Annotated in this window: 19 protein-coding genes; 17 read left to right on the top strand and 2 right to left on the bottom strand. The window is 37.2% G+C overall.

What is annotated here, in order from left to right:
- The first annotated feature begins 95 nt into the window (after positions 1 to 95).
- Positions 96 to 1,421: a Na+/H+ antiporter NhaC family protein gene (locus AB5170_RS16590; protein WP_118583870.1), complete on the top strand. Its 1,326-nt coding sequence runs from the start codon at positions 96 to 98 to the stop codon at positions 1,419 to 1,421.
- A gap of 94 nt (positions 1,422 to 1,515) precedes the next feature.
- Here the strand turns inward: AB5170_RS16590 and AB5170_RS16585 are convergent, their stop codons facing one another.
- Positions 1,516 to 1,650, bottom strand: a complete 135-nt coding sequence (locus AB5170_RS16585) for a DUF6783 domain-containing protein (RefSeq protein WP_306467771.1) — start codon at positions 1,648 to 1,650, stop codon at positions 1,516 to 1,518.
- On the opposite strand from AB5170_RS16585, the gene AB5170_RS16580 reads away from it, so the two are divergent.
- The 5 genes from AB5170_RS16580 to AB5170_RS16560 all read left to right on the top strand — a co-directional run bounded on the left by AB5170_RS16580 (position 1,615) and on the right by AB5170_RS16560 (position 6,043).
- Positions 1,615 to 1,707, top strand: a complete 93-nt coding sequence (locus AB5170_RS16580; RefSeq protein ID WP_319017140.1) for a DUF6783 domain-containing protein — start codon at positions 1,615 to 1,617, stop codon at positions 1,705 to 1,707. The two genes, AB5170_RS16585 and AB5170_RS16580, sit on opposite strands and share 36 nt — an antisense overlap.
- 101 nt (positions 1,708 to 1,808) lie before the next feature.
- Positions 1,809 to 3,161 (top strand): MFS transporter, encoded by a 1,353-nt coding sequence (locus AB5170_RS16575; RefSeq protein ID WP_195590335.1) that lies wholly within the window; start codon positions 1,809 to 1,811, stop codon positions 3,159 to 3,161.
- A gap of 154 nt (positions 3,162 to 3,315) precedes the next feature.
- Positions 3,316 to 4,314: an alpha/beta hydrolase gene (locus AB5170_RS16570; protein WP_195590334.1), complete on the top strand. Its 999-nt coding sequence runs from the start codon at positions 3,316 to 3,318 to the stop codon at positions 4,312 to 4,314.
- A gap of 268 nt (positions 4,315 to 4,582) precedes the next feature.
- Positions 4,583 to 5,254, top strand: a complete 672-nt coding sequence (locus AB5170_RS16565; protein WP_368361637.1) for a helix-turn-helix domain-containing protein — start codon at positions 4,583 to 4,585, stop codon at positions 5,252 to 5,254.
- Positions 5,255 to 5,539: 285 nt separating this feature from the next.
- A complete protein-coding gene (locus AB5170_RS16560; RefSeq protein ID WP_195590333.1) occupies positions 5,540 to 6,043 on the top strand; it encodes a gamma carbonic anhydrase family protein in 504 nt (167 codons plus the stop codon).
- A 49-nt stretch (positions 6,044 to 6,092) separates the two neighbouring features.
- Here the strand turns inward: AB5170_RS16560 and AB5170_RS16555 are convergent, their stop codons facing one another.
- Positions 6,093 to 7,253 carry an HNH endonuclease gene (locus AB5170_RS16555; RefSeq protein WP_173735507.1) on the bottom strand — a complete coding sequence of 387 codons (1,161 nt, stop codon included), beginning with the start codon at positions 7,251 to 7,253 and terminating at the stop codon, positions 6,093 to 6,095.
- 140 nt (positions 7,254 to 7,393) lie between these two features.
- On the opposite strand from AB5170_RS16555, the gene AB5170_RS16550 reads away from it, so the two are divergent.
- The 11 genes from AB5170_RS16550 (at position 7,394) to AB5170_RS16500 (ending at position 18,439) form a co-directional block, all read left to right on the top strand.
- A complete protein-coding gene (locus tag AB5170_RS16550; RefSeq protein WP_173715614.1) occupies positions 7,394 to 7,591 on the top strand; it encodes an antitoxin in 198 nt (65 codons plus the stop codon).
- On the top strand, positions 7,592 to 8,527 hold the full coding sequence (locus AB5170_RS16545; RefSeq protein ID WP_173715613.1) for a DNA cytosine methyltransferase: 936 nt from the start codon (positions 7,592 to 7,594) through the stop codon (positions 8,525 to 8,527).
- A gap of 1 nt (position 8,528) precedes the next feature.
- Positions 8,529 to 9,962, top strand: a complete 1,434-nt coding sequence (locus tag AB5170_RS16540; protein ID WP_173715612.1) for a DNA cytosine methyltransferase — start codon at positions 8,529 to 8,531, stop codon at positions 9,960 to 9,962.
- Entirely contained in the window at positions 9,962 to 11,845 is a 1,884-nt protein-coding gene (locus AB5170_RS16535) for an McrB family protein (RefSeq protein ID WP_368361638.1), read from the top strand. The genes AB5170_RS16540 and AB5170_RS16535 overlap by 1 nt, the downstream gene beginning before the upstream one ends.
- Positions 11,846 to 11,856: 11 nt before the next feature.
- The gene (locus tag AB5170_RS16530) at positions 11,857 to 13,077 is read left to right on the top strand and encodes an LlaJI family restriction endonuclease (protein ID WP_173771611.1); all 1,221 of its coding nucleotides are present in this window, start codon (positions 11,857 to 11,859) and stop codon (positions 13,075 to 13,077) included.
- A 16-nt stretch (positions 13,078 to 13,093) separates the two neighbouring features.
- Complete coding sequence (locus tag AB5170_RS16525) at positions 13,094 to 13,540, top strand: very short patch repair endonuclease (RefSeq protein ID WP_173715610.1); 447 nt, start codon at positions 13,094 to 13,096, stop codon at positions 13,538 to 13,540.
- A 17-nt stretch (positions 13,541 to 13,557) separates the two neighbouring features.
- Positions 13,558 to 15,006 carry a toll/interleukin-1 receptor domain-containing protein gene (locus AB5170_RS16520; RefSeq protein WP_202031460.1) on the top strand — a complete coding sequence of 483 codons (1,449 nt, stop codon included), beginning with the start codon at positions 13,558 to 13,560 and terminating at the stop codon, positions 15,004 to 15,006.
- Positions 15,007 to 15,029: 23 nt separating this feature from the next.
- Positions 15,030 to 15,242: a hypothetical protein gene (locus AB5170_RS16515; RefSeq protein ID WP_173735510.1), complete on the top strand. Its 213-nt coding sequence runs from the start codon at positions 15,030 to 15,032 to the stop codon at positions 15,240 to 15,242.
- Positions 15,243 to 15,302: 60 nt separating this feature from the next.
- A complete protein-coding gene (locus AB5170_RS16510) occupies positions 15,303 to 15,845 on the top strand; it encodes a histidine phosphatase family protein (protein ID WP_187566389.1) in 543 nt (180 codons plus the stop codon).
- 153 nt (positions 15,846 to 15,998) lie between these two features.
- On the top strand, positions 15,999 to 17,504 hold the full coding sequence (locus AB5170_RS16505) for a hypothetical protein (protein WP_368361639.1): 1,506 nt from the start codon (positions 15,999 to 16,001) through the stop codon (positions 17,502 to 17,504).
- Positions 17,505 to 17,530: 26 nt separating this feature from the next.
- Complete coding sequence (locus tag AB5170_RS16500) at positions 17,531 to 18,439, top strand: heparan-alpha-glucosaminide N-acetyltransferase domain-containing protein (RefSeq protein ID WP_368361640.1); 909 nt, start codon at positions 17,531 to 17,533, stop codon at positions 18,437 to 18,439.
- The last annotated feature ends 65 nt before the right edge of the window (positions 18,440 to 18,504 follow it).

The raw sequence follows: 18,504 nt of genomic DNA, 5'->3' as shown, positions 1-18,504 counted from the left end.
ACTTTTTATGTAAAATATCCAGTTGACGTGCTATTGTGAAGCCGGCACAAAAATGGTACTATTAGTACTATAACGAAGAAGGAGAAAAATGTAGGATGAGGAAAAATGAAAAAAGAAATGGAAAAGCACTGCTTCCTATAGTAGTGTTTGTTGTTTTGTATCTGGGGCTTGGCATATTATTTGAGTATGGCCTGGATATCGAGATGGGATTTTATAAAATCCCCGTTGTTGTAATATTTCTGGTTGCATTACTTGTTGCCTGTATACAGAACCGCGAGCTTAAATTGAATGATAAGCTGGAAGTTATGGGGATTGGAATCAGTGATCCTAACATTATTACAATGATCATAATTTTTATGCTGTCAGGTATTTTTGTAGGTATAGTCGGAAGAACATCCGCAAACAGTGTTGCATATTTTATTTTGTCACTGGTTCCGCCTCAGTTTGCAGTTGTTGTGCTTTTTGTGGTCAGCTGTTTTGTTTCTCTTGCAATGGGTACCTCTGTAGGAACAATTACGCTGATCGTTCCAATTGGAGTTGCAGTAGCAAGAGTATCCGGATTTGCACTGCCGGTTTGTATTGGTTCCGTCATGAGCGGCGCCATGTTTGGAGATAATCTGTCATTTATATCAGACACAACCATTGCTGCATGTAATGGACAAGGCTGTGAAATGAAAGATAAATTTAAGGAGAATTTCTTTATTGCACTGCCAGCTGCTATTGCCAGCATTATTATTCTGCTGGTTTTGTCTGTTAAAAATTATAATGGTGGATTCATCGAAGAAAAATATGATTTAATACAGATCATTCCTTATATTCTGGTTCTTATAGGTGGAATCATCGGATTTAATGTATTTTTCGTGCTGATTACAGGTATTCTAAGTGGCTCAGTTATTATGATTGCAACAGGAATGATAGCACCCACAGACCTGATCGGAAATATGGGAACCGGTGCTGCCGGGATGTTTGAAACCAGTATGGTTGCGATTCTGGTAGCTGCAATCTGTGCCCTGATCAAGGAGTATGGTGGATTTTCCGCTTTATTATACTGGATAAAGAAAGTGTTTAAAGGAAAAAAAGGCGGGCTCCTGGGAATGGGACTGTTAGTTGGGCTAATGGATATTGCAACTGCCAATAATACAGTTGCGATCGTTATGGCGAACCCGATTGCAAAAGAAATGTCAAAGGATTACGGTATCAGCGCCAGAAAAGCTGCTTCTATCCTGGATACATTTTCCTGTATTTTTCAGGGTATTTTACCGTACGGAGCGCAAATGCTGGTTGCTGTTTCTGCTGCAGCCAGTTTAGGAGAAGTGGTCAGTGCATTTGATATACTTCCAATGCTGCTGTATCCTTATATGCTGCTGCTTAGTTCACTTGCTTTTATATTTACCATGAAAGTTCCGGATGGCAGACAGTGAATGGAGAAGCCTAAGCCTGTGCTCACACATACCTATCTGCTCTGCAGAATTGAGGAAGCGTATGAGCTCTTTGAAAATAAGAGAGATGGCGTAATTAAAGTGGCTGTGGAATGCTGAATAAAATCCGCAATCTGCACGCCCACTTTGCGGTATATTCTACCCGAATTCGGTTGCTGCCCGCTATGGCGCCCTCATCCGGATAAAATCTTCCACAAATTGTGACGCACATCTTGCAGAAAGCCTTTTTCAAACACTTGCAAGTAAATTATTACCTATAAAACAGTAATAAATTCTGTGAAAATTGTGCAATAGTAATGATTCGTATATTGTGAAGCGGGCACAAAAATGATACTATCATTATATAAAGAAGCAGGAGGTAAGTGCGTGATGAAGAAACTTACAACAGCAAAAATCTGGCAGTTTGCAGCAGGTCAGTTTGGATGGGCAATGTTGTCCGGAATCATTTCAAACTGGCTTGTGTATTTTTATCAGCCAGATGAAACCGCCATCAGCCAGGGGCAGACTGTATTTATTCCCCAGGGACTGGTGGTGCTTGGCATTTTCACCATTATCGGAGGAATCACAGCCTTCGGAAGAATTTTTGATGCTTTCACAGATCCTATGATCGCGTCCTGGTCAGACCGGTGTACGTCCAAAAATGGACGGCGAATTCCGTTCCTGAAATGGGCGTCCCTGCCTCTGGCACTTTCCACAGTGTTAGTGTTCTGGTCCCCGATTAATGAGAAAAGCTGGCTCAATGCAGCGTTTTTGCTGGTGATGGTTCTGGCCTATTACCTTTCCATTACAGCTTATTGCACACCGTATAATGCCTTGATCCCGGAGCTGGGACATACCCAGCAGGAGCGGCTTAACATTTCTACGGTGATTTCCTTTACATTCATTGCAGGAACTGCAGTTGCATACCTGGCACCAACTATCTGGGGTGCATTTATCCCGGCATTTGGACGTGTTGGCGCCATCCGTGTCACCTTCACGCTGATGGCAGTGGTGGCATTTATCTGCATGCTGATACCGGTATTTTGCATTCGGGAAAAGGATTACGTGGACACAGTTCCAGCAAAAGAGTCTGCTTTTCGCTCCCTGACTGCTACGTTTAAGAATGGAGAATTTTGTAAATTTGTGGGCTCCGATATTTTTTACTGGATCGCCCTTACCATGTTTCAGACAGGTCTGCCTTTCTTTGTGACCAGCCTTCTGAAGCTGCCGGAGACGATGACAACCCTGTATTTTGTGGGGATGACAGCATTGTCTTTGGTATTTTACATTCCGGTAAATAAGCTTACCCCGAAACTGGGTAAGAAAAAGATGATTCTATTTGCATTTGCTGTATTCAGTTTGGCTTATTTCTATACAGGATTTATGGGAAAAATGAGCTTTATTCCGGAAACCGTACAGGGATTGATCCTGACGGTGGTGGCAGCGCTGCCGATGGCGATTTTCGGAATTTTGCCCCAGGCGGTTGTGGCAGATATCGCCCAGAGTGATTCCATCACATCCGGAAGCAACAGGGAAGGAATGTTTTATGCGGCAAGAACCTTTGCATTCAAACTGGGCCAGAGTCTTTCCATGCTGATCTTTACTGCTGTTTCTACGATTGGAGCAGGAGAGGGAACTGGTTATAGAATCGCAGCCTTTGGCGCAGCGGTGTTTTGTATGGTGGGCGGAATTATTCTGGTGTTTTATAATGAGAAGAAGATTAATGGGATTATTGGGGGATAGTAATAAAGTATTAAGCCCTTCGTAAATTGTAACACACATGTCGCAGCACGCCTTTTTCAAAGATACTTTTGAATAAGTTGTGTTATCAGGAATGTGTGAATCGTGATGATTGTTTTTTATGATTTTATAAGCTGCTTGTAAGAGGAGTTTTGGAATGAAAATAATACAGGAAAACGAATATTTAGATACTATGAAAAATGAGGTGGAACCTTATTTAAAGGCTCATTGCCGAGAGGGGTACATTCCAGGAGCAGAAGACATTTACCATGAGAAAAATGGAATTATAGGAAAAATCCATGTGAAACGTTATCTGGCAGATGATCCAAAAGGGGTGGTTGTAATCAGCCACGGCTTCACAGAAGGTGCGCCAAAATATGAGGAGATGATTTACTATTTTTTACAGGCTGGCTATCACGTATACATGCCAGAACATATGGGACACGGCCAAAGCTACCGCCTGACAGCAGATCCTTCATTGGTACATATTGATATCTGGAAGCGGTATGTAAGGGATTTTTTGAAAGTATGCCACGAAATCAAAAGGGCATACCCGAAGCTGCCCGTGAACCTTTTGGCCCACTCCATGGGCGGTGCAATCGGCGTAATCGCCGCAGCCTGGGAACCCACTCTTTTTCATAAAGTGATATTAAGCTCGCCTATGATCAAACCGCTCACCGGAGGTGTGCCCTGGCCGTTGACCGTACTGATCGCCAATGCAGAATGCCTTTTGGGAAAGGAAGAGTCCTATGTCTTAGGCCAGAAACCCTACGACGGAACCGATACCTTCCAAACCAGCGCTGGCACCTCCGAATCTAAATTTGCAAGGTACAACGACCTGAGAAAAGAAAAACAGTTTCTCCAGACCTGTGCACCATCCTATGGCTGGCTGAAAGCAGCCATAAAAATGAGCTGGTATTTAAGATACCACGGCTGGAAGAAACTCCGGTCTCCTCTGCTCATTTTCCAGGCCGAAAAAGACGATTTCATATCCGTCCGCGCACTTCAGAAATTCGCAGCGAAAATCAGAAAGCGCGGTGTAGCTCCCTGTGAATATGTCTACATGCCCGGGACGAAGCATGAGATATATTGTGGCGGGGATGAGACGATGGAAGTATATTGGGATAAAATAGAAAAGTTTTTGGAAGAAAAATAAGTTTGGCGTTGCCTATAAACGAAAATTAGTCTCCTTAATCAAATATAAAAAATCTGGTTGAGGAGAAAGTTTTGCTTATAAAGTAAATAAAAATGTCAAGCTTATAAAGTAAATAAAAATTGATAAAACAGCGTACTTTTGTTAATTTTTATGAACATAAAAAATCAATAATTATAAGAAAGAAGTTTATCAGCGTAGGAAACTTTACTTTGCGTAGGTACTCAAAAAGTCAAATTTGTTATAGAATCTGCACATGGAGGTAGATATTATGAACCAATATGTTACAGGAACCATAATTAAAGAATTACGTGAAAGAAACAAAATGACACAATTACAGCTTGCTGATAAGCTGGGAGTCACAGACAAAACAATTTCCAAATGGGAAACTGGAAAAGGCTATCCGGATATTACGCTGCTGGAGCCAATTGCAGACGCTTTTTCCATATCTGTCACAGAACTGATCTCTGGCAGTACCGTGAGTAATGCAAATGTGTCAGCCAACATGCTCCGCTCAAAATTTTACGTCTACCCTGTATGCGGCAATGTGATCCATACCATGGGCGAAGCTGTCATACATTGCCACGGCGTGCAGTTGGCGCCCGCTGTCCCAGAAGAAACTGACGAGAATCATAAAATTTTTATCGAAAAAGTAGAAGCCGAATACTTCGTCTGCATTGATCATGATATGACGAAAAAACATTACATTTCCTTTATCGCAGCTGCATCCTCAGACCGCATGCAAATGGTTAAACTCTACCCAGAAGGAAATGCTGAAGCTAGGTTTAAAATCAACGGTGTGAAGAGAATTTTCTTCTACTGTAACAAAGACGGGCTTTTTTCAATAAATGTGGTGAAAGGACTAGACGACAGGGAGAAGTCCTATGATGATGTGGAAGAACGACGGGAACTGGAGAAAGTAGCAGGGATATTGTTTAGGTAAGGGAAAAAGAAACAAGTAAGTTACTGCTTATTGTTAACGTTCTGAGAAGCGTTTTAGGTGAATAAAGTTCACAGTAAAAACGAGAATTTCGGCGCAGAATCATGTGAATGAACTTCTATGCTTTGCGAAGCGTGCTGCTGATCAAGAGCGAATAGTAACTTGTGAATTGAAATTGAGAGGTTGTATATTAATGAAAGAATATACAATCTTTTTTTTGTATGTTACTATTAATGAAAATAGATTGATATTCATTCCATAAAATATCATCAGATCGGGGAACAACAAATGAACTATAAGAATGTAAAAATAGACAAAACGGCAAAAATTGCGAAGCAGTCCGTAATCATCGGTGATGTAACAATCGGTCGCGACAGCTGCGTGCTATACTACAGCGTAATCCGCGGAGATGACGCGCCAATCGCAATCGGCGAGGAAACCAACATCCAGGAAAACTGCACGATCCACGTCAGCCGAGGCCTGCCAGTCTATATTGGGAATAATGTCACAATCGGTCACAATGCTGTAATCCATAGCTGCACAATCGGCGACCGCACTTTAATTGGAATGGGTGCCATAATTCTTGACGGCGCAAAAATTGGTAGCGACTGCATCATCGGAGCCGGAAGCCTCGTCACCAAAAACACCATCATCCCAGAAGGTTCCCTGGTAATGGGAAGTCCTGCGAAGATTAAGAGAAATCTTACATGGGAAGAGAAAATAGGGATTTTGGAGAATAGTAAGGAATATGTGTGTGTGGCGGAAGAAATGTGGAAGCAGGGAGTGTTGTAAACAAATTAATATTGCGAGATGTATGTGGTTACATCTCGCAATAATGAAACTATTGATTTTCTTTATCTATAAATTTTTTATAGTGTATACGCATATATGATTTCATGCGTTCACCCATAGAAAGCTGTGTTGATTCTGAAATACTTAGTGCTTTTCGCTGTTCATTGTCAATTGATTCTGAGATACATATATTTCCAGTATCAGGATTAAATGATATTAGGTGGCGGTCAAATAAAGCATCATGATTAGCACATAAAAGTAAACCGTTATTTGCATCTATACGTTCTTCTCTGGAAGATTCAGACCATTCTTTAATGTGACTTGCACGTAATACCGATGTTGTGGAAATATTGCAAAGGTTGCAGTGATGACGTTCAAGAAGAAGTAGTCTTCGAAAGGAGCCTTGTGAAACGCGTGTTTTTACAATTCTTTCAATATCTGTTCCAGCATTCGGGGTATTATTAAGGGTATTTTGCAATGCAATTGTTTTAGCATCGTCATACATGACATCTTTTGAAATGATTTGATGTTGTAATTGAATTGCTAATGCTGAATTATATGAAGGATTTAGTACTGCAAAGTTTATATTATGAGAACCATGTGTGTCAGTAATAGAATATAGGTGATTGCACAACTCTGAGGGGATGAGTATGGCAAGGTAGCGCAAATAATCATATCTCAGCATGACAAGAGCATCGTCCTGGAAGGCATATCTTTGGAGTAAAGTAAAGGATTCTTTCGAATCTGGTATATTAATCTGAACTTGCGTGCCCTTGTGTCCGTATTTTTTGTATGCAGAACTGTGAAGGGTTAAATCCCAATTTGATAGATAAGGTGGCACATCAATTGAATGGCGAAAAAAATATGTGTTTCCATCTGAAGAGAGACGGCTTAAAGGATTGTTGATAGCACAAAGATAGCTCAAATTATTATCATATAAATCTATGTCAATACTCTGAGGAGGAGTTGTAGTATTACTCAGACCTTCAAAGAAAAATAATTTCGCCTGTTCTCCTGTGACATCTATATGTGTCTGGTTGACTTTTAGAATAGTATTATTGGCGCTGATTCTTCGTTTCTCTTTTATAATATTCTGATTGGAAAGCTTCTTCACAAATACACCCTGGAAAACATCTGGATTAAGTGGAGTATCTGGAATATGTATATAATTTAGAAAATTATTTAATAGATCAATAATTAATTTATACATGTGCATATATTCCCTTCTTTAATTTTGTATATATTATAGCAAACAAGATGAAAAGTGTATACAGAAAATTATATAAAAGAATCTATTTACACCCTGATAAAAACATTATATAATACCTATATTAAATGGAGGAAATTTTAATGACGAATATAAAGAAAAATAATTGCGGAAGACCTGCAGGAAGAATAAAAACTGCAAAAATAGAAATATCAATTGAACCGACAGTAAAAGATGAATTTATGACATTATTGCGTAAAGAAGGAAAAACTGCTTCTGTAGAAATTGGGTTATGGATCAGAGAGTACATAAAAAATAATAAGCTTGGGGAGGAAGAATAGATGAATGTTGTATCACTCTTCAGCGGACTTGGAGGACTTGATAAAGGTTTTGCAGATACCGGTTATAATATTGTCTGGGCAAATGATTTTGATAAGTACGCGGTACAGACATATAAGGCTAATTTTGGTGATCATATTGTTTTAGGAGATATAAATGAAATTCCATTAGAAATTATACCAGACTGTGATATTCTTATAGGGGGATTTCCCTGCCAGCCCTTTAGTATGATGGGACAACAAAAAGGTTTTGAGGACACAAGAGGAACCTTGTTTTTTAGAATAGCAGAAATAGTGGATGATAAAATTAAAAGAGGAAAGAAGCCGAAAGCGATTATTCTTGAAAATGTCCGCTCTTTACGGACTCATAATAATGGAAAAACATATAAAGAAATACACAGAGTATTACAAGACGTGCTCGGATATAATGTGTTTTGTGATATATTAAATTCAGCCGACTATGGAATACCACAGACAAGAAATAGAACTTACATAGTGTGTTTTGACAACCAGAATGCAAAATTCATATTTCCGCAAAAAGAAAAACTTAAAAAAACTTTACAGGATTTATTAGAGCCGGAAGTTGATAATAAGTATTTTTTGTCAGATAGAATATTACCCACAATATTATCTAATGGAACTGGTGGATATAAAGCAAAATCAGAAATAGATCTTGAGATTGCAAGACCTTTATGTGCAACTATGGCGAAGATGCACAGAGCATGTCAGGATAATTATGTCACACAAAAGGGAAAGATAAGAAGACTTACGCCGCGCGAGTGTGCAAGATTGCAGGGATTTGAAGATTCTTTTGTGATTCCAGTGTCTGACAGCCAGGCGTATAAGCAATTTGGGAATGCAGTTACAGTTAATGTGTCAAGAGCTGTTGCCCAATCGGTAAAGAGTACATTTATAAATCTTGGAGAGTGGGTAGACTGATATGGAATACAAAAACGATAAATGTGAGTTTACTGCGTTTGTAAAAGCAGGACTTGATAGTAAAGAGCAGGAAAATATAGAAATTTGTATTGAAAGAGTAACGAAAACTGTAAAAGAGGACTTCCTTAATGCAAGGGCCAGATTATATAAGGACGAGGTAAAGAACGATGCAGAAGTTATGACTGCATTCAGAAGATTATCCGTTATATGTAATGAAAATGTACAGCAGTGTTATGAATGTCCTGTAAGCAAATATTGTAATACTTATATTGAGAACGCCAGAAAAAATGTTAATGATGATTCACTAAAGATGATAGATTTGTTTTGCGGAGCAGGTGGGTTGTCGTTAGGATTTACACAGGAAGGATTTGTTACTACCTTGGCAAATGATATCCAGGATTGTTGTGTGGATACATATGCACATAACCATCCGGAGACACCCAGAGACCATATTATATTGGGAAACATAAAAGATGTGGTAAACGAGCTTGATGAATTGCTGGATGGAAGAAGTGCTGACATTGTTATTGGTGGACCACCTTGCCAGGGATTTAGTATGGCTAACAGACAGAGGCTGATAGACGATCCGAGAAATCATCTTTATAAAAGTTATGTTGAAGCAGTAAAAAAAGTTCAGCCTAAATTTTTTGTCATGGAAAATGTCAAAGGGATGCAATCTGTAGCAGAACAGGTAAAAGATGATTTCCGTGCAATCGGGTACTCTGTAGAGTGCCATATACTAAATGCAAAGAATTTCGGAGTGCCTCAAAATCGTGAAAGACTAATATATATAGGTAATTGTCTTGGAATTGATAATGAGAAAATCTTCAATGAGATATTTGAACTTAGCGAAAAGATACCGGAATATAATCTGGGTGATGCTTTATTTGGACTTAGGAAATTGGAAGCTTCAAGAGTGAAAAACTCTACAGAAAGCGGCTCGATAGAAAGTGGATACAAAATAGAAAAGAATTATTGTACTGAAACAAATGATTATATTTCTTATATTAATCAAGGCAGAGTAATTGATGTGGTTTCAAATCATAAGGCCAGATACAACAATGACAGGGATATTGAAATTTTTGGACGAATGGAACCGGGAGATCGTTCAGATGACCCTAAAATAGCAGATATCATGCCTTATGCCAGAAGAAATGGAATTTTTAAGGATAAATATTTTAAACTGGAAAATGATAAGGTTTGTAAAACGATAACTGCGCATATGAAATTTGACTGCAATATGTATATACATCCTACCCAGGCAAGAGGATTAACGCCAAGAGAAGCGGCAAGAGTACAGTCTTATCCTGATGATTATTTTTTCAGAGGGGCATATACGAAGACATATATGCAGATAGGAAATTCTGTTCCGCCACTTTTGGGAAGGGCAATAGCACAAGTGATAAAAGGCTATATGAAAGGCGGTAATGCTTGATGAATTTTGTAGAAGCAATAAGAGTAATAAAGAATATAATTCCACAGTGTTCTGCAAACGAATATGATGGAATACTGGTAAAAAGACTGGAAGCGTCTAATACCCTGGATGAGGGGAGAACAACTAATCAGACACACATAGCAATATCTGGAGAACAGATGAATATGTTCCCGTATCTCATGGCTGATGGTTATTTTAACTGCGATTATAGTGAAAAAGATGAACAGTTAAAAAAATATTTTATAACACAGATCCCACTTTACATTTACCAGGACAATATTTCATATTTAGAGGCTGATGAGAAAAGCGGAATCATTTTTGACGAAAATAAAAAAAGTTGTGTTTGTGCAAGCGTGGTAAGAAGTAGGAGAAAAGAACAGGCAGATCAAGTACAACTTTCATTGATTACTAGTGATGATGTGGATTTTGTTAAGTTTAGAAAGTTGTTACACACCGGAGACTTTCTGGTGATCTTGAAACATAAAGAGAGGTTGAGTTATGATTGTATTGGAATAAGAGCAGCTGATGAAAATAATGGAGAGTATCATCTTTCTGTGCTAAACAACAAATTTTACAAATTACCGACTAATACGAAAGTTGATATAAAGAAATATATTAAAATTAAAGATTCCAAAGTTGAAAATAGAAATTTTACAATCTCGGAATTAGGAAACATTCTTAAAGAAATGTATAGTAATGCAGAAAATAAAATGCAAGTGGCTTCTATCCATATTTTCGGAATAAAGTACGGAAAAAACATTATTCAAAAGGCATTCAAATCATTGGATATAGTTAAAGCTGCTGGAATAAATGAATCATACTCTACAGAATTACAAAAGGCTTTGAATATATACAGATGTCTTGAACAGAATTCATATGGTATTTATATTTCAGATGAGAATGCGATAAAAGAAGAAAAAGAAGTTTTTGGCGAGAGAAAAACAGGAGCAGAAAATATACTTTTGTATGGAGTCCCAGGATCTGGTAAAAGCCATGAAATAAAAACAAAATATTGTAATGATGAAAAAATGATGGAAAGGGTTGTTTTTCATCCCGATTATACATACTCAGATTTTGTGGGGCAGATATTGCCGAGAGTGGAAAAAGATAAAGACGGCAATGAGAAGTTAAAATATGTGTTTACACCAGGACCATTTACCAGAATGTTAAAGAAAGCACAAGAAGATCCCAGTAATCATTATTATCTTGTTATAGAAGAATTAAATCGTGGCAATGCACCTGCAATATTTGGAGAGATATTTCAGTTACTGGATCGAAAAGATGAGGATGAATTTCCTGCAGAAGAAGTTGGGGAGAGTGAATATGGAATTTCAAATTATGATGTTGCAAAAGAGGTATATGGGGATGAAAATCACCCGGTAAGGATTCCTTCCAATATGAACATTCTGGCAACAATGAATACGGCTGATCAGAATGTGTTTACACTGGATACTGCGTTCTTGCGAAGATGGAGTACAAGACAGATAGAGAATAATTTTGAAAAATCTGAACATTCAAAAGATATGATTGATGGTACAAAAGTAAGTTGGGGGACCTTTGCTACTGTAATTAACGATATGATTATTGATAGTAATACTGACATGGTAAGCTCTGCAGATAAGTGTTTGGGAATATATTTTGCAAAGAAAAAAGAATTGGATGCAGATAAGTTCTCTGAAAAAGTGCTTAAACATCTATGGGATAATGCTTTTAGAATGGATCCGACAGTAATATTTAATGAGAGCTGTAAATCTCTGGAGGATGTGGTTAGTAAGTATGAAACAAGTGAAGCTGATAAATTGGAATCTGTATTGAGAACAGAAGTCTATGAGAAGATGCTTTTAAAAATGAAGCAGCGAAATATAGAAAATGATGAAAAGTAGGTGGTGATTTTTTGAGGAAAGTTGATATAAGAAGCAAGTGCAGAGTGAATTCTAATTGTGAAAAGGATACATTTGTTGGATTGAGATGTAGTGATGGCGATATTAGTATCAACTTTCCGATAGGTTATCATATATCTGAAGACGACAATGAACTTCGCAAGGACATTATGTTACTATTTACAACACTTTCGGCTAATACAAAGCGAAAGGAATCAGATGTTCTTAGACAAGGAAATGCTTTTGATGAAATGGAATTTCCGTTGCAGTCATATTTATATCTTATAAAAGATTTTTTTGCAAGAGGTTATTATAAAGAACAGGAAGTTTCATATAAAGTTGCTAAAAAAGGAAAAATAAATTGGAACAGAACAATAAAAACTCAGAAGTCTTATGTACAGGGTACAGATGTATTTTATCTGGATTTTGTAACAAAGAACGATCGTGTTAAAGAAAATGAACTGATTACATTAATACATGAGTATTGTGTGTATGAGAGTTTTGAACAAATGGGATGGCTTTTTACCAGAATAATGCCAGAAAAACCACGAATTATAAAGCGGGACAGAATCTTCCGTTCGGTTCTTAAAGAAAAGCTTGCAAATACATATAATGATAAAAATCGCATATTGTTTAGACATATGTTGGCAATTATTGATTTTGAGGGAGATAGAAATTCTGACAAGACTTATAGATACGGAACTTATCGCTTTGAATATGTCTGGGAAAAAATGATTGATAAAGTATTTGGTATAGAAAATAAAGCTGATTATTTTCCGAAGACTTCATGGTGGATTGATAAGACGAAACATGAAAATGCTTCTCTTGAACCAGATACGATTATGATAAGTGGAACAAATGTGTACATTCTTGATGCAAAGTATTATAAATACGGAGTAACTGGAAATACCAGGGATCTTCCTGAATCAACATCAATTAATAAACAGATTACATATGGGGAGTATGTAGCTACTGAGAAAAAATTTAAGAAAAAACATGGAGATAACATGAGGGTGTATAATGCATTTCTTATGCCTTTTGATTCGTTGAAAAGGAAATGTCCAGATAATTCCCAGATGCTTAAAATAGGAGAAGCAATAAGTAATTGGAAGGATAATTCAGAAGAATATCAGAAAATACAGGGAATTCTCATTGATGTTAAATCTTTAATGAGTATAAATGTCCGGCAGGAAATGAATGAAATAGAAAAATTGGCGAAGTTAATTGAAAGCTGATTGTTGAGGTGATTTTGTGACTGATGTTTTAACAAAAGAACAGCGGCATAAGAATATGAAAAATATTCGCGGAAAAGATACCAGGATAGAAGTTATATTAAGAAAAGCCTTATGGAATAAAGGTTATCGGTATCGGAAAAATTACAAAAAATTACCTGGAAGTCCAGATATTGCGTTGACAAAATATAAGATTGCGATATTCTGCGATGGAGAATTTTTCCATGGAAAAGATTGGGAAAAGTTAGAATTGAAATTAAAGAATAGTAATAACAGTGAATTCTGGATTAAGAAAATATCACGTAACATGGAGCGAGACGACGAGATAAATAAAAAGTTAAACTATGAAGGATGGACTGTTATCCGATTTTGGGGAGAAGATATAAAGAAATATACGGATGAGTGTGTTAAAACAGTGGAAGAGGCAATATTTGATGTGATTATTTGTGATAATGATGAAGGTTAAATTTGGAGGTGCTGACATTGCAGATTGATAAAATTCCCAAAATATTTATATCATATTCATGGAGTAGTGATGCACTTGTACTTGAGCTTGCGAACAGATTGGTTTTCCATGGGGTAGATGTCGTCCTTGACAAATGGGATTTGAAAGAGGGAAATGATAAATATGAATTTATGGAAAGGTGTGTTAATGATTCGAGTATTACAAAAGTACTCATAATTTGTGATAAAGCATACGCACAGAAAGCAAATGACCGTACTGGAGGTGTAGGAGATGAAACAGTAATTATTTCCAGTGAAGTGTACGGAAATGCAAGACAAGAAAAGTTCATCCCAATTATTGCAGAGCGAGATGAAGAGGGAAAGGAATATGTACCAACTTATATAAAAACCAGAATATATATTGATCTTTCGAATCCGGAAAAATATGAGGAAGAATATGAGAAACTTCTTCGAAATATATATGAAAAACCTCAGTTTGTAAAACCACCTCTTGGAAAGAAACCAGAATGGTTGGATGAGGAAAAGACTAATTTTTTTCCAGTAAAAGATTTGATTCGTCAAATCAGAGGAGGTAATACATCAATTAAACGAAAGAGCTGCATAGCAAGATTTCAAGAAGCATATATTGAGGTTTTAAAATCTTATTATATTTGTAATGTAAAACCAGAAGAAGCATATAATAATTTCCTAAATACAAAAACAGTACGTGATATATATTTGGAATTTGTAGAAACGATTGCCGAAACCGAAAGCAATTATGCGGAGACGCTTGCAGAATCTTTTGAGTACTTATATAACAAATTAACTTGTGTAAAAACATTTAATCCACAGGCATATTCTGCAAATAAGAATGATTTGGATGTATATAAAATTCTTTTGTGGGAATTGTTCATCTGTGTTATTGCTTATTTACGTCATATTAAAGACTATGAGGCAATAAATATATTGCTAACATATACATATTTTTTAGAGAACAGTCTTTTTGGTGGAGAAATTAAACAAACTAATTATACAACATTTAGACATCATAGTTTTGTCATTGAAGAACATTATAAGCCAATGTCTCAAATGAAAGATAAGTATACTTTAGTTGGCAATATTATTTGCAGTCAAAGAGAAAAATTTCCGATATATACGGCAGAAGCAATTGCAGAAGCAGATTTATTTTTATATCAGGTTTGTAATGCCTATGATCTTCCTAAAAATGAGCGAATTTGGTATGGCACTTGTTGGTTTCCTACATGTTATATTTATGTTGAAAATAAAGGGCTAGAATGGGAAAGAATGAAGTCACGTAGATATTGTAAAAAAATGGAGGTATTATTTGGCGTAAATGATATTGAAGAACTAAAGGGAAAAATAGAAAAATGTGTGTATAATTCTGAAATAAGTTATTTAAGGGGATGGGATGCTGCGCCTACTATCTTAAACTATATTAAAGTTGAGGATATTGGAACCTTAAATTGATATACGTTATGAAATGGGATTAAATGTCTGAAATTACTAAAGAAGATGCATATTTACGTTTCAACAAGGAACTTATGAAAACAGTTAGAGTAGTTGCAGCTGTAATAAAAACTGTTAATGAAAATGACGAACCCATTATTTTATTGGACGATTGTGACGCACATCTTGCAGAAAGCCTTTTTAAACATGCTCTAGGAATTTTGCACCTTATATTGGATTTACAGAAGCAGAGGTAAAGACGCTTACCGAGAAATATAACCAGGATTATGAGAAGAAAATAACGGGAGGAACCCACCATGGGACATTTCTATTTCATCCGGCACGGGCAGACCGTGTGGAATGTTGAGAACAAAATTTGCGGGGCTACAGACAGTCCGCTTACAGAATATGGACGCGAGCAGGCAAAGGAGACGGGACAGAAGATTCTTACAGAGGGGGTTAAGGCAGATGAAATCCTCTGCTCTCCGCTTAGCAGGGCAGCGGATACTGCCAGGTTGATTTCGGAAATGACAGGAATTCCATACAGGGTGGAACCAAGGCTGATTGAGCAGAATTTTGGAAAATGGGAGTCCACTCCCCGGGATGGGAAGGATTTCAAGAAAGCAAAGGAGTTTTTTGCATGCAGTCATGAAGGCGGAGAATCCACACTCAGGCTGGCGCAGAGAATCTATAATCTTCTTGATGAAATAAAAGCAGAGTCCGATAAAAAGACCTACATCCTGGTTGCTCATAACGGAATCGCCAGAGTGGTACAGTCCTATTTTACGGATATGACAAATGAGGAATATGCTGCATTTGGAGTAAAAAACTGTGCTGTGGTTCGATATGATTTTAAATGACAAAAGAATATTCGGAATATGAATGATTATTTTGAAACGGTAAGTAATCTTGAGGTAATTAAGCTGGATAAGAAACGAATAACTCTGTGCCATTATCCTAATTAAAGAGGCAAACGAAGGAGAACAGGGAAAAGAGACTGGAGAATAAACCAAATGATAGTTAATAAATGTTCGGAAATTTTATTAGCAAAATCAAAAAAATTATATGGGAACTACCGGGATAACTGTACAGTTGTCCAGAGAATGCTGGAAAAATATAAAAAGTTATATCCTAATATTTCTGATTATTCTATAATGCATTTTATCGATATTGCAGAATTTTGTGATATGATAATGGATAAGCAGAAACTGGAAAATCTGAATGAAGATGAGTGCTACTGCCTTTTGTCCGCAGCGTTATTTGCACATATTGGATTTGGCTTAAATCAGGAAATTATGAATAGATATGTAGACAAGCTTGGAATTCAGAAGCAGGCAGAAGAGCTTACGTTCTTTCCGGTTATGAGTAAATATCATGTTTTGTTCAGTGCATGCCTGTTGGAAGAATACGGTGATATATTTGAATTTCCATCAGATCTGCATAAATATGCCATAATCCGTATGCTTCACTTTATCGGTGGAAATGGTACAGCACCTGTTCAGTTAGAAGAAGCTTTGGTGTTGAACAATCAAAATGTTATCAGTCTGAAGGAACTGGCGGCTGTGTTAGCTGTTGGAAATCAGCTGGCAGAATTAAAAAATGCAAATATTGATTTGAGCTATGACAAGTTCGACAAATATAATTCCGAAGAAATCGTTGGATTTGTTGAAAGAAACGTGGTAAGAAGTATTAAGGTAAAAGATGGCAAACTGGTGATAGAAGCAGGCGGTTCGGATTCGGCTTATACACTGATTGAGCGGAAGGTAAATTTAATTATTGATAATTTTGGGAAAATTGTCAGTAGTCTGTCTAATCGGTCAGACCACAGTTTTGATTTTTTTTCTATTGCTTCCATAGAGCTTCACCGCCTTCCGTCAGCGGAAACAGCTGAAAAAATCTATCTGAACAAAGAAATCGAAGAATCATGGACAGATGAGGACAGGGAACTGTTTCAGAAGCTTTCTCCTGAGGAAAGAGTGTTTTATGCCGATTATTTATCCACAGAATTCGAGACAACCAAATTCCTTGTAGAGTTCGCGAAAACCAACAAAGCCGTACTGGAAGGATTAGAGTACAGAGTGAAATCACCGAAATCCTTGTACAATAAGCTTTATCAGAGAGTAGAGAAATCCTTCTTTGATTCGCTGGCGGATGTAGTCCGTTATACGATCATACTGGATCCGGAAGATTATGTAGAACAGATCCGTTCTGTTATAACGGCTTTGTCTGAGAAAAACTGGAAAATTTATGCATTAAAAAATTATTGGACCAATGACGGTTTTCCATACAATGGCGTGAATACCAAATTTAAAAATCCGCGCAACTACCGAATTGAAATCCAGTTTCATACAAAGGAAAGCTTTGATGTGAAAATGAGCAAGGAAGACCACGACTTGTATGAGCAGAGAAGAGTCCTTGAGCCTGGATGTGATGAGTATAACAGGATATTGCAGCTGCAGCTGAACTTATATTCTAATATGGAGTATCCAAAAAACATTGCACTTTTAGATAATATTTGAACAAATTAAGGAAAAGGGGAAGAAATATGTTTTCTTTAAAAGAAAAAGAAGTAAATACTGGACGCCAGAGAGAGCTTGACCTGGTAAAAGGCTTTCTGATGATCATGATTGTATTTATACATTCCTTTCAGACAATTGCAGGTGCAGCAGCGGCAGAGTCAAGTGTACATAAAATTATGTTTGCCCTGTTTATGCCTACCGGAGCCTGCTTATATCTGTTTACCATGGGTTTTGGAAGTGTTTTTACACGTCATTCCCAGCCAAAGGACATGGTCAGAAACGGTATAAAACTGTTGATTTACCAAGGCATAAGCAATTTGTGCTATGCGGCAGTCATGACGGTCAGTTACGCCATAAGAAATTCCATTACAGGGGAAGTGGCAGGCAGCAGGGAAGTATTTGAAGCAAGTCGGTATTTCATGCTTACATTTGTGAATATCTTTTTCATATCCGGTATGTGCTACCTTGTACTTGCTTTGTACAGGAAATTTAATGTAAAACTTGGCGGTTACATAATAAGTGCATTGATAGTGGGAATCGTAACACCTTTTACCAAACTGCTGGTTTCTGATAATCAGGCACTTAACTGGCTTCTGGATATGACCTTTGGGGGAAAAGGTGAGACAAGCTTCTGCTTTTTTCCATATCTGAGTTATGTATTTTTAGGATATGTTTTTGCAAAAGTAATCAGAAGAGTACCAGAGGATGAAAAAGGAGCTTTTTACAAAAAGAGCGGTCTGGTATGCGGAATCGTAGCGGCAGCCTGGTTTGTAATCTGCATCGTAATGCATCCGGGTGTTGACGGATTCTTTAATTATATGATCGAACAGTATCGAACTCCCGGACTTGTGAAAGTAGTGGGAACCTTCTGCAGCATTATCCTTGTATTTGCAGTGGCATTTTTTCTCATGCCGATTATAGAAGGTGAAATGTAGAGCGAGAGTCCCGTTTGTAACCCAAGAGTCTCTCTTTGTAAATGAAAATCTCATTTTGTAAACGA

This window comes from Ruminococcus sp. RTP21484sp1_RTP21281st1_A8_RTP21281_210402, assembly GCF_040914025.1.
Classification (GTDB): domain Bacteria; phylum Bacillota; class Clostridia; order Lachnospirales; family Lachnospiraceae; genus Blautia_A; species Blautia_A faecis.
This window is presented reverse-complemented; position numbering and strand designations above follow the sequence as displayed.